Annotated in this window: 11 protein-coding genes and 2 pseudogenes; 9 read left to right on the top strand and 4 right to left on the bottom strand. The window is 61.4% G+C overall.

Annotated features, from left to right (window positions below; genetic code table 11):
* Nucleotides 1–732: a metallophosphoesterase family protein gene (locus H0485_RS13660; protein WP_226936444.1), complete on the bottom strand. Its 732-nt coding sequence runs from the start codon at nt 730–732 to the stop codon at nt 1–3.
* A 137-nt stretch (nt 733–869) separates the two neighbouring features.
* Here H0485_RS13660 and gnd point away from each other — a divergent pair, with 137 nt between their 5' ends.
* Nucleotides 870–2279, top strand: a complete 1410-nt coding sequence (gnd, locus tag H0485_RS13655) for an NADP-dependent phosphogluconate dehydrogenase (protein WP_226936443.1) — start codon at nt 870–872, stop codon at nt 2277–2279.
* 108 nt (nt 2280–2387) lie between these two features.
* Here the strand turns inward: gnd and serA are convergent, their stop codons facing one another.
* Nucleotides 2388–3980 (bottom strand): phosphoglycerate dehydrogenase, encoded by a 1593-nt coding sequence (gene serA / locus H0485_RS13650; RefSeq protein ID WP_226936442.1) that lies wholly within the window; start codon nt 3978–3980, stop codon nt 2388–2390.
* A gap of 91 nt (nt 3981–4071) precedes the next feature.
* Nucleotides 4072–5217 (bottom strand): phosphoserine transaminase, encoded by a 1146-nt coding sequence (locus H0485_RS13645; RefSeq protein ID WP_226936440.1) that lies wholly within the window; start codon nt 5215–5217, stop codon nt 4072–4074.
* A 623-nt stretch (nt 5218–5840) separates the two neighbouring features.
* Between H0485_RS13645 and H0485_RS13635 the strand changes: the two genes are divergently transcribed.
* From H0485_RS13635 to H0485_RS13605, 7 genes and pseudogenes are all read left to right on the top strand, one after another.
* Complete coding sequence (locus H0485_RS13635) at nt 5841–6122, top strand: hypothetical protein (RefSeq protein WP_226936436.1); 282 nt, start codon at nt 5841–5843, stop codon at nt 6120–6122.
* A gap of 324 nt (nt 6123–6446) precedes the next feature.
* Complete coding sequence (locus tag H0485_RS13630; protein WP_226936434.1) at nt 6447–7649, top strand: phage portal protein; 1203 nt, start codon at nt 6447–6449, stop codon at nt 7647–7649.
* Nucleotides 7639–8040 (top strand): hypothetical protein, encoded by a 402-nt coding sequence (locus H0485_RS13625; RefSeq protein WP_226936432.1) that lies wholly within the window; start codon nt 7639–7641, stop codon nt 8038–8040. The genes H0485_RS13630 and H0485_RS13625 overlap by 11 nt, the downstream gene beginning before the upstream one ends.
* Nucleotides 7982–8449: pseudogene (locus tag H0485_RS22020) on the top strand (HK97 family phage prohead protease); the annotation flags it as partial. The gene H0485_RS13625 and the pseudogene H0485_RS22020, both read left to right, overlap by 59 nt.
* Nucleotides 8426–9931: pseudogene (locus tag H0485_RS21670) on the top strand (phage major capsid protein). The pseudogenes H0485_RS22020 and H0485_RS21670, both read left to right, overlap by 24 nt.
* Nucleotides 9932–10245: 314 nt before the next feature.
* Nucleotides 10246–10494, top strand: coding sequence for a hypothetical protein (locus H0485_RS13610; protein ID WP_226936430.1), 249 nt, complete (start codon nt 10246–10248; stop codon nt 10492–10494).
* Between the two features lie 77 nt (nt 10495–10571).
* Nucleotides 10572–11186: a hypothetical protein gene (locus H0485_RS13605; protein ID WP_226936428.1), complete on the top strand. Its 615-nt coding sequence runs from the start codon at nt 10572–10574 to the stop codon at nt 11184–11186.
* Between the two features lie 204 nt (nt 11187–11390).
* On the opposite strand, the gene H0485_RS13600 is transcribed toward H0485_RS13605, so the two are convergent.
* Complete coding sequence (locus H0485_RS13600) at nt 11391–11951, bottom strand: TetR family transcriptional regulator (protein WP_226936426.1); 561 nt, start codon at nt 11949–11951, stop codon at nt 11391–11393.
* A 169-nt stretch (nt 11952–12120) separates the two neighbouring features.
* Here H0485_RS13600 and H0485_RS13595 point away from each other — a divergent pair, with 169 nt between their 5' ends.
* On the top strand, nt 12121–13335 hold the full coding sequence (locus H0485_RS13595; protein WP_226936424.1) for an efflux RND transporter periplasmic adaptor subunit: 1215 nt from the start codon (nt 12121–12123) through the stop codon (nt 13333–13335).
* Nucleotides 13336–13339 lie beyond the last annotated feature (4 nt).

Here is a 13339-nt window from a genome sequence, read left to right as displayed (position 1 = left end):
TCAGCCCGGCAGCAGCGGCCGCCGCCCCTCAGGGGTCAGCTCAGACACATCGCTTCCCTCGATCACAATCGCGCTGACCGGGCCGCCATAGCCGGCCGAGCTGTCGATATTCACCCGGTTGCCGAAATGCGCCGGGGTCTCAATCGCGGTATGGCCATGCACGATCAGCCGGCCGTGATCGCTGCTGTCTTCAAGAAAGGCTTTGCGGATCCACAAAAGATCGTCTTCGGCCTGATCGGCCAGGGCGATGCCGGGCCGGATCCCGGCATGAACAAAGAACACCTCGCCGCGCTGATGGCTGAGCGGCAAAGCCTCAAGCCAGGCCAGATGCGCCGGATCGACGGCGGCGAGGGCATCGCGGTGCACCGCCTCGACCGGCCGGTCAGCGGCTTTCTGGACGCCGTAAGAGCGCATGGTCTCGGCGCCGCCCACCCTGGGATGCAGCCAGTTCAGCGGCTGCGACAGAAAGGGATCGGCCCACCAGGGATCTTGCATGAAGCGGGTGAACAGCCGGTCATGATTGCCTTTCAGCACCAGCCAGTCCTCGCCCCTCTGCTGGCCCTGCATCAGATAATCGATCACCCCGGCACTGGCCGGGCCGCGATCCTCCAGATCGCCCAGATGGATCACCGGCGCAGAGCCATAGCGCTCCATATCCCTGGCAATCAGCTCATGAGCGGATTTCAGCAGGCTGAGCTGACCGTGGATATCGCCGATTGCATAGCTGCGCATGAGCAGGCTCCCTTCTGAGATGCGGAAGGCTTAGGCTTTAGCGCATTCCGAGAGCAAGGCCCGCCTTGCCCCCGCTGGCGCAAAGTGACAGATGTGTTTGCGCTAACATTGACGGGCGAAAGCATAAGGAGGTCAGAATGCAGCAAGCAGAGATCGGTCTGATCGGGCTGGGGGTGATGGGGGCGGCTCTGGCGCTGAACATCGCTGAAAAAGGGCACCGGATCGCAGTCTGGAACCGCACCACCGAAGTGACCCGGGCGTTTCACGCCGGGGCAGGTGAGCTGGCCGCACAGATCGTGCCGACGGAAAGCCTGGAAGGGCTGGTGGCGGCGATCCGCGCGCCGCGTGCGATCATCCTGATGGTGCCGGCGGGCGGGGCGGTTGATCAGCAGATTGCGGCTTTGCGGCCGCTGCTGGGGCCGGATGATCTGATCATCGATGCCGGCAATGCGAATTACAACGATACCGAGCGGCGCTCGGCCGAGGCAGAAGCGGCAGGCGTTCCCTTCATCGGCATGGGGGTTTCGGGCGGTGAAGAGGGCGCGCGCCATGGTCCGGCGATCATGGGCGGTGGCCCGCGTGCCGCCTGGGACCGGATCGCGCCGGTGATGCAGGCGATTGCGGCGAAATACCAGGGCGAGGCCTGTGCCACCTGGATGGGGCCGGGCGGGGCCGGGCATTTCGTCAAAACGGTGCATAATGGCATTGAATATGCCGATATGCAGATGATTGCCGAGGTTTACGGTTTGATGCGCGATGGCATGGGGCAGGGTGCCGCTGAGATCGCCTCGGTGTTTGAGGGCTGGAATGAAGGGGTCCTCAAATCCTATCTGATCGAGATTTCGGGCAAGGTGGCCCGGGCCACCGATCCTGCGACCGGCGCGGCCATGCTGGATGTGATCCTTGATGCCGCCGGGCAGAAGGGCACCGGGCGCTGGACCGCGATTGAGGCGCAGCATCTGGCGGCGCCGGTGCCGGTGATCGAGGCGGCGGTGATGGCGCGCAATGTCTCGTCGCGGCTGACAGAACGTGCAGCGGGCGAGGCGGCTTTCGGCGCCGGGCCCGAGGCGCTGCAGGGGGAGCTGAGCCTTGATGAGCTGGAAGGCGCGCTGATCGCGGGCAAGATCCTGTGCTATGCCCAGGGCTTCACCATGCTGGATGCGGCCTCGAAAAGCTTCGGCTGGGGCGTGCCGCTGCCGGAATGCGCCCGGGTCTGGCGTGAGGGCTGTATCATCCGCTCGGCCATGCTCGATGAAATGGCCCAGGCCCTGAGTGAGGATCCGGCGCGTAATCTGATCCTGGCTCCGGCATTCACCGCCTATCTGCAAAAGCATCATGGCGCCCTGCGCCGGGTCGTCGCCACTGCGGCGCTGAAAGGCCATGCCCTGCCGGCGCTCTCGGCCGGGCTGGCATGGTTTGATCTGATGCGCACCAGCCGTGGCACGGCGAATATGCTGCAGGGCCAGCGCGACTTCTTTGGCGCGCATGGCTTTGACCGGCTGGATGGCAAAGACATCCATCACGGCCCCTGGGGCAATCACGCCTGACAAGCAAAAAAAGGGGCACCGGTTATGGTGCCCCTTTTTTTTCCTATTCATCTGTCCGGAAATATCCCGGGGGGCGCGGGGGGCTGGCCCCCCTGCACCGGCCCGATCTCAGACCTCAAAGGCCAGGGGCTTGACCTGCTGGAACATGCCGGTCGCCTCGAGCGTCTCGACCACTTTGGTGTCGATCGGCGCATCGAGATAGAGCATCGCAATCGCATCCTGGCCGACCGAGGAACGGCCGAGGGTGAAATTCGCGATATTGACGTTGTTCTTGCCCATGGTCATGCCCAGCAGACCGATGATGCCCGGCACGTCCTCATTGGTGGTATAGAGCATATGCGCCCCGATCTCGGCATCGATATTGATGCCCTTGATCTGGATGAAGCGCGGCTTGCCATCCGAGAACACCGTGCCCGCAACCGAACGCTCACGCTTGTCGGTGACCATGGTCACTTTGATATAGGCGTCGAAAGTGCCCGATTTATCCTGTTTGGTGGTCGAGATCTGGATGCCCTTATCCTTGGCCACAACCGGGGCCGAAACCAGGTTCACATCCGGGTTCTGCGCTTTCAGCACACCGGCGATCACCGCCTGGTTCAGCGCGGCAAGGTTCATATCCGCGACTTTACCGTCATAGAGGATATTGATCGCCTTTACCGGTTCATCGGTCATCTGGCCGATGAAGGCACCGATATGGCCCGCGAGCTTGATCCAGGGCCCCATGACCGTGGCTTCCTCGGCGGTGACATTGGGCATGTTCAGCGCGTTGGAGACGGCCCCGGTCAACAGATAATCCGACATCTGCTCGGCCACCTGCAGGGCGACGTTTTCCTGGGCCTCGGTGGTCGAAGCGCCAAGATGCGGGGTCACGACAACATTCGGATGGTTGAACAGAACGTTCTCGGTCGCCGGTTCCACCTCAAACACGTCAAGCGCGGCACCTGCGACATGGCCATTGTCGAGGAAGTCTTTCAGCGCAGCCTCGTCGATCAGACCACCGCGGGCGCAGTTGATGATGCGCACGCCTTTTTTGGTCTTTGCGAGGTTTTCGCGGCCGAGGATATTACGGGTCTTGTCGGTCAGCGGCACGTGGAGCGTGATGAAATCAGCGCGGGCCAGCAGCTCGTCGAGTTCGACCTTGGTCACGCCCAGCTGTTTGGCGCGCTCTTCCGAGAGGAAGGGATCGAAAGCCACGACTTTCATCTTCAGGCCAACGGCGCGGTCGCAGACGATACCACCGATATTGCCGGCGCCGATCACCCCGAGGGTCTTGTTGAACAGCTCAACCCCCATGAATTTCGACTTTTCCCATTTACCGGCATGGGTCGAGGCCGAGGCCTCGGGCAGCTGGCGGGCAATGGCGAACATCATGGCGATGGCATGTTCGGCCGTGGTGACCGAATTGCCGAAGGGCGTGTTCATCACGATCACGCCTTTTTTCGAGGCGGCCGGGATATCGACATTGTCGACACCGATGCCCGCGCGGCCAACGACCTTCAGATTTGCGGCATTCTGCAGCAGTTTTTCGGTGACTTTGGTCGCCGAGCGGATCGCCAGACCGTCATACTGGTGGATGATTTCCGCCAGTTTTTCTTTGTCTTTGCCGAGCTTCGGCATGTAATCGACCTCGACGCCACGGTCGCGGAAGATCTGAACGGCGGTTTCGGAAAGTTCGTCGGAAACGAGAACGCGCGGTGCCATGGGCTTCATCCTTCAGGGATATAAGGGGGCATTCGCCAGGGCGTGATATCGCCCTGACCGCTGGTTTTGTCGTGTCAGTTCTGCAAAGAGATCAGGCCTGAGCGGCGATCTCGGCCTCGAAAGCAAATTCGATCCAGGGCATCAGCGCTGCGACATCGGCCTGTTCGACCGTTGCGCCGCACCACAGGCGCAGACCTGCCGGTGCATCGCGGTAAGCGCCTGCATCAAGGGCAACGCCTTCTTTTTCCAGACGTTTTGCCACGGATTTGGCGAAAGCCGCCGCGTCCTTGATGCGCGCATCGGTGAATTTCAGGCAGACGCTGGTGCAAGATGCCGTGGCCGGATCCACCGCCAGATTGGCGATCCAGCTTTTGTCAGCGATAAAGTTTTTCACCGTATCGGCATTGGCTTCTGAGCGGGAGATCAGCCCCTTCAGACCACCGATGGTCTGGGCCCATTTCAGCGCGACGAGGTAATCCTCAACGCAGAGCATCGAGGGGGTGTTGATGGTTTCACCCTGGAAGATACCCTCGATCAGCTTGCCGCCCTTGGTCATGCGGAAAATCTTCGGCATCGGCCAGGCGGGCACATAGCTTTCCAGACGCGCAACCGCGCGGGGCGACAGGATCAGCACGCCATGCCCGCCTTCGCCGCCCAGCACTTTCTGCCAGGAGAAGGTGGTGACGTCGAGTTTCGCCCAGTCCAGATCCATCGCGAAAGCGGCCGAGGTGGCGTCGCAGATGGTCAGGCCTTCGCGCTCTGCCGGGATCACATCCGCCGAGGGCAGACGCACGCCCGAAGTGGTGCCATTCCAGGTGAAGACCACGTCTTTGTTGAAATCAACCTCAGCAAAATCAACGATCTCGCCATAAGGGGCTTTGCGCACGGTGGCGTCGAGTTTCAGCTGTTTGACAACATCGGTCACCCAGCCTTCGCCGAAGCTCTCCCAGGCCAGCATTTCCACCGGGCGCGCACCCAGCAGGCTCCACAGCGCCATTTCAACCGCGCCGGTATCGGAAGCGGGGACGATGCCGATGCGGTAATCCGCCGGGACGCCCAGAATTTCACGGGTCAGCTCAATGGCTTCTTTGAGCTTGGATTTACCAGCTGCAGCGCGGTGCGAGCGGCCAAGCGGCGCATCAGCAAGCATGTCGAGCTGGAAGCCAGGGATCTTCGCGCAGGGGCCCGAAGAAAAACGCGGATTGGCCGGGCGCGTTGCCGGGGCGGTGAGTGCCATATCTGGTATCCTTACAGATAAATGCCTCTCGTTGGGGAGAGGTGTCCCGCCGCCGGGATTACGCGCAGCCCTTTAAATACACAAGAGAAATGTTTGCGGCGGCTGGGAATTCATCCCATGTTGCCCTGAACGATCCGGGAACGAAACTCCTAAACTGGCACAAATCTGACACAGCCATTTCCACGGGAATTGCTGCGCATGGCTAAGGTTTATAGCCTTCGCGGTGCGCGCCCTGGCGGTTGGGCGAAAGACCGCTGGGAATGGTCTAAGCGGGTTCGGCGTGACGGTGATCTGTCGCCCATGGCCCGGCTTGTCGCACATTCGCTCGCCATCGGATTCGCCAAATCGGAGACTGCAGAGTGTCGCCTTGGGGCTGCCACGCTGGCCGAAGATTGCGCGACCTCTGTTCCCACAATCGAGCGGGCTATGCGCGACCTTGAGCGCGCTGGATGGATCGAGCGCAAGGGCGGCAACGCGCCCGGCGTCCGGGCCGCGATCAGGTTCTGCTTCCCAGAAGATCGCCACGCAACTGCGACCGAACACCCATCAGATTTCAAGGGTGAACAGCCATCATTTCTGCCGGGTGAACAGCCATCAGACCCCCCTATATGGAGGAACCAAATTTGAACAATAAAAACCATGCTGCAAACGGGGTGCATCCGAGGGCAGCTTTGCGCCCGCCGAAACGCCCGAACATTGCGACCACTCTCGTTGCCCCCGGATCGGCGGCGCATGAGGCTTGGGATATCTGGCTGGCTGACCGGGGGTTCGCATCGCTGGACCGGATCGGGCAGGCAGTCGAGGGCGGGGGCTGGATCATGCCGACCACGACCGCACCGGCTGAAAGTTCCGAGATAGCCTACCGGATCGCCTTGGGCTGGGCGGGCTGGCTGAGAAGCAGATAATAAAAAAAGGGTGGGGCAGAGCATGGGACAGAAGTCCGAGAAGAACGAATGGATTTACGGGGCAAAGGGGATTGCCGCCTTTGTCGGGGTTGGGGTTGCGACGGTGAATAGGTGGCTATGGGATGAAAGCTCCGGCTTCCCAGCCCGGAAGGTGGGCGGGCGCTGGTTCGCCGCCAGCGCGGAAATCCGGGGCTGGCTGACAGGTTCAGAGCCGGGATCGGGGGCGAAAAGGTAAGTACGCCTGCCCTAGTGATCAATCTTGATCAATCCTGATCAATTTAAGCGACTAGAAACGAAACGGCGGGCGAGCGCACAAAATGGACTATGAAAAACCCGTCCATTCTCGCCCGCCTCTTCCGGCCACTGATCAAGTCCTCGCTGGCTGATCCGGGGCCGGATATTTTTGCCCAGTTCGGCATTGTTGGGCCGATCAGTTCGGCAGAGGCGCTGCGGGTTCCGGCTGTGGGTTCCGCGATCAGGCTGATTTCCGGGGTTGCTGCTAGCCTTGATGTTCAGGTCAAGGCGCGGCAGGCGGACGGGTCAGAGGTTGAGGTTCGTGATCATCCCGCTAGCACTCTTCTGACCGGCTTTGCCAATGACTGGACCTCGGGTTTCGATTTTGTTCGCGACCTAGTGATTGACGCCCTGACCGATGATCGTGGCGGGCTGGCTTGGGTCAACCGGCTTGGGGATGGCCGCCCATATGAGCTGATCCGCTTTAGGTCCGGCGTGTTCAATGTTGATTACAATCAGACCACGGGCGAGCCGATCTATCGGATTGAGAACCGCCTGACGCCTGCCGCTGACGTGATCCATTTGCGCGCGCCCTTCGGCAAAGCACCCCCCACACTAGCCCGCGAAGGGATCGCGGTTGCCCGCGCCCTGGCTAGCCATGCAGAAAAGCTGTTCGGTCGCGGCGCGCGCCCTTCCGGGGCGCTGATCTTCCCTAAGGGCATGGGTGAAGAAAGCGTTAAGAAAGCTCGCAAGGCTTGGCGTGAAACGCATGAGGGCGAGGATAGCGGCGGGGCAACTGCGATCCTGTATGACGGGGCCGATTACAAGCCCTACGCTTTTGCCAGCACCGATGCGCAGTTCATCGAAAACCGCATGTTTCAGATCTATGAGATCGCGCGTGCCTTCGGGGTGCCGCCTTCGATGCTGTTCGCGTTGGATCGGGCGACCTATGCCAATGGCGAACAACAGGGCATGGATTTTCTGATCAACTGCCTTGAGCTGTGGCTGAAAGGCCGTGAGGGTGCTTTGGCCCGTGCGCTGCTGACCCGCGAAGAACGGGCTGACGGGCTGGTGATCCGGTTCGACCGTGACGACCTGACCCGCGCCGATCTGACCGCCCGCGCCACTGCAATCAACAGCTTGATCGCCTCGGAAGTCCTCAACCCGAATGAGGGCCGGGGTTGGATCGGCCTTGGACCTTACGCGGGCGGCGACAAGTTCGGCAATCGCAACATCAACCCGGATCAGGGCGGACGCCCGACAAGCGAAGAGGTGCCGCCCAATGCAGTTTAATGACGTGCTGTTCATGGTTGAGGATCAGGACCGAGGCAAATGGTTTCCTTTACTGCATCCGGTGACCGGCGAGCCTGCCGGGATGCGGTTTCGCGTGGCTGGGCCGGATAGCCGGGCGCAGGCCAAGGCGATGGCGATCATGACCGATGAGCTTGCCGAGATGGCAGACGCCACGGGCCGGGTTGCCGGTGAGGATCAGGCGCGGGCGCAGGTCCAGCTTCTGGCGCGGATCGTGCTGGATTGGGATGTGACCGAGGGCGGAGAGCCTTTGCCGCTCACCTTTGACCGCGCTGTCAAGCTGCTTTCGGTTGCATGGGTCAGGGCGCAGGTCGATGCCTTCGCCGCCTCGCGTCGCGTCTATTTCGAGGGGGAAGCCGATGCTGCGGCTTGATTTCAAGGCAGCGCTTTCGGTCACCGATGAAGGCGCGATTGAAGGGTTGGCCTCGGTTTTCGGAACGGCGGATCGCGGCGGCGATGTGGTCCACAAGGGCGCTTTTGCTCAGGTCAAGTTCCCGATCGCGATGCTGGATAACCACGACCAGACAAAGGTGATCGGCGTTTGGTCTGAGGGTATCGAGACGCCAGAGGGCCTGCGGGTCAAGGGTCAATTCACCATGTCAGACCCTGCCGCGCTGATCGTGCGCGACAAGGTGAAAATGGGGGCTATGGGCGGTTTGTCCATCGGCTATCGGGCCTTGAATGCGCCGCGCCGGAAGGGTGGCGGGCGCGATTTGCGGGCCGTCGATCTTGCAGAAATCAGCGTGGTTGGGGTGCCGATGCATCCAGGCGCGCGCATCACATTGGCCAAGTCGGCTGAACAACAGAAAGGGGATCACATGGACCCGGAAGAGCTTGAAAAGGCGCTGCAAGGCGTTGAGACGAAAGCCATTGGCGCGATTGCGCCTGCGCTGGCCGAGGCGCTGAAACCGTTGACCGCGCGCCTTGACGGGATCGAGGCGAAAAGCAATCGCCCTGGTGGCGAAGGCGGCGGCACGGAAGTGACCTTGGAGCGCAAGGCATTCCAGTCCTATCTCAAGTTCGGGGATCGTGCGCCGGAGCTGGACCTGAAAGCCCTGACCATGGTTTCTGACGGGCAAGGCGGATATCTGGCCCCGCCCGAGTTCTCGGCGGAAATCATCCGTGATCTGGTCGAGTTTTCGCCTCTGCACTCGCTTGCATCCGTGCGCGGCACTTCGGCCCCGTCTGTCGTCTATCCGACCCGCAAGCCTTTCGGGAATGCGGTCTGGGATGATGAGATTGACGAAACCACGGAAAGTCCGACCAAAGATATTTTCGGCATGACCGAGCTGACCCTGCGCGGCATGTCCACCTTTGTGGATATCAGCAATGTGCTGATGCAGGACGCGCCCGAGGTTGAAACCGAAGTACGGGCGGCGCTGGCAGAGGACTACGCGAAGAAAGGAAGCGTGGCCTTCGTCAACGGCAATGGTGTGACGCAGCCGGAAGGCGTCATGGTCAACAGCAAGATCGCCAAAACGAAAAACGGCCATGCGACCAATCTTTCGGCAGATGCGCTGATCAATCTGCTTTATGCGATGCCCGCGAACTATCGCAATGCGGGTGCCTGGGCGATGAACGGCACCACGCTTGGCGCCATCCGCAAGCTGAAAGACGGGGATGGCCGGTTCCTCTGGCAGCCATCCTATCAGGCGGGCCAGCCGGAAATGATCCTCGGGCGTCCGGTGGTCGAGGTTCTGGATATGCCCGACATTGCGGCGGGTGCCTTCCCGATCCTCTACGGCGATTTCTCGGGTTACGTCATGTGGGCCGAGGATAGTCATATCATCCCGACGCCTGGCAACACGGTCGATTTGCGCGCGGTTGACGCCTTCATTCGCGAGCTTTGCGCCCGCTTCCATGTGCAGGAAATCGCATACGACAAGACATTCGCCGGGGTGATCATGGCGGATCAGGTCGAGGCCGGATTGCCAGCGGTCGAGATGCGGCAGGGCTGAGTTACGATGGGGCCAGCGGTGAAAGAGCTTGAGCGGGTCATTCTGGCCGGGCGCTTCCGCCATGGCGGCAATCCGATCCTGCGCTGGAATTTTGAGAATGTGCAGGTCGAGACGGACAAGGCCGGGGTGGATGCTCTGACCGATGGGCTGAAAGAACTGAACCTGCGGGCAGATGAATTTGTAGTTACCGGAGGTGGATCTGCGGCAGAGGCATTCGAGCGGCTTGGCTATTCTGCCAGCGAGTTAAAGCAAAAGCTCACGGACCCACATGGAAGACGGAGTTCTGGCCGTGCCATCGATCTGTGAATCTGATGTGATTCTGAAGCTCCTGCTTGCGACCAGCTTCGGCGATGGCGCTTTGCCCTATGGGTTCAGGGGGTCTCTCCCCTATGCGAGATGATGCGCTTCGCGGAGGTGCCGCAATGAGCCATAGCGAGCTGCTCGTCACCGCAACCGTCGCCGATCTGTGCCTGGAGGCAGATCCCGCATCTAGTGCTCCCCTCCCCGCAATCCCCGGTGATGCGGAAGCGCGCTGAATGGCAGAGATGCCTACGGGATTGGGACGCGGCCCTGAAAATCGATGCGAGCGATGCGTCAGAGATCTCTGGGGTCGCAAGGCAATGCGCCTTGCCGAAGAGATCCTCGATCTGCCTTCCACCGGTCCGTTCGATTTCATCGGCAAGCTTATGACCCACAGCATCGACGGAACTGTCTGCATTATCGGTGCAGATCGCGCAAATGAGTTGTGGGCCGCTGCCTTTGCGCTGCTGGGGGAGTGCGGGTCGACCGAGGTTAGTGGTGATGTCTGGGCGCCCGAACAGGCGCGAGACTTTGTCGCTGCACTCCCTCGCAATTTGCCTAATGGTTGATGGATCACAATTATGGGTTTTAAGAAACCCTTTTTTCGGTAATGGGTTTGTTGAGAACCAGTATAAGGAAACCCACAATGTCTCTTGGAACCGTTCGCTTGCAATCGCTCTCCGATCTTACCAGCCGTCCGCGCGAAGCAATTCGAAATGCCCAAAAAGCCGGGGCCGCGCCTTGGGATGAAGCCGAGTTCGTAGAGGGGGGGCAACGCCGCTATGACGGCTATCACGCCCTTGCTCTGATGCTGGCTGAGGGCCTGATGGCTCAGAAGATCAGTATGGATCTGGCAGGCCAGTTCGTGCGCGCTCATGGGAACGCAATCAAGCTCTTCCTGCATGAAGTCACGGAATCACAACCTGTTATTACGCCTCGTTTCGTCTTGGCGTTGCTGCGCGGCGTCGAAGACACTTGGACCGGCCCTGCTTGGATGCCGGTTGATCTGCATGGATACGGTACCGAGGCTGAGGTCATCGACTGTATTTCGGCGGAGGTGAAGAAAGTCGGTTCCTCTTGTGACACCCGGGGCGGGAATTCGCAGCGCCGCGTAATCAGTGGGCCGTGGTCTGCTGTTGTTTCGATCCCTGAAACCTATCGCCTTTTGAAGCTTCGGGCTGAAGCTGCTGGGTTCATCGTCGATGGATACCGGATTTTCAAGATCGCGAAGGATGAGGCTGAAGCAGAAGCCGAGGGCTGACATATGAAGGGGGGCTTTCGGGCCGAGGAGAGGGGGTATCCCTGGTTCTGCCTGGGCTGCCCCCTGAATGTGTCATGCTCTCAGGCTGTGGCTCCGGGGCCTGGCCTGAGCTGCTATGCTTGACGGTCCGGGCAGGCGCAGGGCTGATTCGCCGGGCCTGCCGTCCTGGTCCGGGCTAAAACGGGGATGGCCTGAGCGGCAGCCTTACAGGCCGTGCTGGCGCATCCGTTCCTCGATAAAGGCGCGTTTATCCCCGGTCAGATCGGGGACGGCGCCGAGATCGGTCAGATTGTCATAGCCAATGGTCGCGGTCATCAGGTCGAGCAGTACCTTTCTGACATCGAGACCGGCGGGGAATTCTCCTTCGGCGATACCGCGCCGGAGCGTGGTTTCCAGCTCGCTGCGCAGACGGCCCAGACCTTCGGCCACCGCGTCGCGTACTTCCGGGCCGGGATGGGCATCACGGGCCTCGCGCCACAGGCGCTTGGCGGCGATCATGGCGGGCTGCATGTCATCAGGCAGATATTCAACGCAGCTGGCGAGAACGATCAGCAGGCGCTGGCGGGGGGGCAGTGGCGCCAGAGCCGCGCTGAGAATCGGCTCAATCCGCGCCCAGACATCGCGCACGGCTTCGGCCCGCAAGGCCTCGGCCGAAGCAAAATGGTGGTGGATCTGTCCCGGCGAGCAGCCGAGTTCCTGAGCGATACGCCGGACGGTTGCCGCCGCAAGGCCCTCGCTTGTTACGAGCACCCGGACGACATTCATGATCTGCTCCCGCCGAGCCTCGCGAGACAAATACGCCAATGCCGCGCCTCCGATTTCATTATTTCTCTCAGCCTAACACAGAGTTTTACGATTTAAAACTGGACATGTGTTCAAGTTGGACATATGCCCAACGCAACCTGCCCTCATTCTCGCTTTTGACGGAATCCGCATGTCCATTGATCTGTCCCGCGCGCTTTTGCTTGGCGCTTCTGTTTCGCTTCTGGCTCTGACCCCGCTCGCAGCCCAGGAGGGCAGGCCGCCGCCGCCGGTTGGCGTGATCGTGGTTCAGGCCGAGGATCTGGCTGTCACCTCTGAACTGCCGGGCCGTATCGCGGCCACCCGGGTTGCTGATGTACGCCCGCGCGTCAGCGGCATTGTTGAGACGCGTGAATTTGAACAGGGCAGCGTGGTGAGCGAGGGGGATGTGCTCTTCCGCCTCGACAGTGCCAGCTATGAAATTGCCGTCGAGGCCGCCCAGGCTGGTCTGGCCCGGGCTGAGGCCGTGCTGAAAGATGCACAGGCGACGGAAAAGCGTTTCGCCTCGCTCAATGAGCGCAATATCACCAGCCAGGCCGAATATGAGACCGCCATTGCTGCGCGTCTGCAGGCGGCTGCAGCGGTGGCTGAGGCAAAGGCCAATCTGCGCGCGGCTGAGATCAGCCTCTCCTATACCGAGGTCAAGGCCCCGATTTCGGGCGTGATCGGCCGGGCCCAGGTCACCGAAGGCGCGCTGGTTGCCGCCGGCGGTGAGGTGCTGACCACGATCCAGCAGCTTGATCCGGTCTATGCCGATATTCAGCAGCCGGTCTCGGAACTGCTGCGCCTGCGCGCTGCGCTGAAGGGCGGGGCGCTGACCCAGGTGGAGCCGGGCGCGGCGAAAGTGGAAATGCTGATGGATGATGGCTCGCTTTATGACGAGCCGGGCAAGCTGCTGTTTGCCGAGGCCTCGGTGGAGCGTACCTCGGGGCAGATCACTTTGCGCGCCGAATTCCCCAATGCCGAGGGCGATCTGCTGCCGGGCATGTATGTGCGCGTCATGCTGGAGCAGGCCACCGAGACCGGCGCGATTGCCGTGCCGGGCCAGGCGGTGCAGCGCGATCCGGCAGGCAATGCTTTCCTTTATGTACTGGATGAGGCGGGCCTGGCGCAGGTGCGTCAGGTCAGGCTGGGCCGTTCGGATGGCAATCGCATGACGGTCAGCTCGGGCCTTGCGACCGGGGATGTGGTGATTGTCGACGGCTTCCAGAAAATGGGCGCGGGCGCTCCGGTCGCTCCGGTCTGCTGGGCTGATCCCTCAAAAGACGCGGCTCCGGCCGGGGTCTGCACCCAGCGTTTCGCAGCCCCGGCCGCCCCTGAGGCCGCTGCGGAAGCGGCTGTGAACTGAGGCA

The sequence above is a fragment of the Pseudogemmobacter faecipullorum genome (assembly GCF_020539525.1).
GTDB lineage: Bacteria > Pseudomonadota > Alphaproteobacteria > Rhodobacterales > Rhodobacteraceae > Pseudogemmobacter > Pseudogemmobacter faecipullorum.
The sequence above is the reverse complement of the archived record's forward strand: the minus strand, read 5'-3'. Positions and strand labels throughout refer to the sequence as shown.

Bases quoted from the DNA above. Each gene is read 5' to 3' on its own strand.
- H0485_RS13600 (WP_226936426.1), bottom strand. From the start codon at position 11,951: ATGAATGTCGTCCGGGTGCTCGTAACAAGCGAGGGCCTTGCGGCGGCA.
- serA (WP_226936442.1), bottom strand. From the start codon at position 3,980: ATGGCACCGCGCGTTCTCGTTTCCGACGAACTTTCCGAAACCGCCGTT.
- H0485_RS13610 (WP_226936430.1), top strand. From the start codon at position 10,246: ATGCGCCTTGCCGAAGAGATCCTCGATCTGCCTTCCACCGGTCCGTTC.
- H0485_RS13605 (WP_226936428.1), top strand. From the start codon at position 10,572: ATGTCTCTTGGAACCGTTCGCTTGCAATCGCTCTCCGATCTTACCAGC.
- H0485_RS13630 (WP_226936434.1), top strand. From the start codon at position 6,447: ATGAAAAACCCGTCCATTCTCGCCCGCCTCTTCCGGCCACTGATCAAG.
- H0485_RS13595 (WP_226936424.1), top strand. From the start codon at position 12,121: ATGTCCATTGATCTGTCCCGCGCGCTTTTGCTTGGCGCTTCTGTTTCG.
- H0485_RS13645 (WP_226936440.1), bottom strand. From the start codon at position 5,217: ATGGCACTCACCGCCCCGGCAACGCGCCCGGCCAATCCGCGTTTTTCT.
- H0485_RS13625 (WP_226936432.1), top strand. From the start codon at position 7,639: ATGCAGTTTAATGACGTGCTGTTCATGGTTGAGGATCAGGACCGAGGC.
- H0485_RS13660 (WP_226936444.1), bottom strand. From the start codon at position 732: ATGCGCAGCTATGCAATCGGCGATATCCACGGTCAGCTCAGCCTGCTG.
- gnd (WP_226936443.1), top strand. From the start codon at position 870: ATGCAGCAAGCAGAGATCGGTCTGATCGGGCTGGGGGTGATGGGGGCG.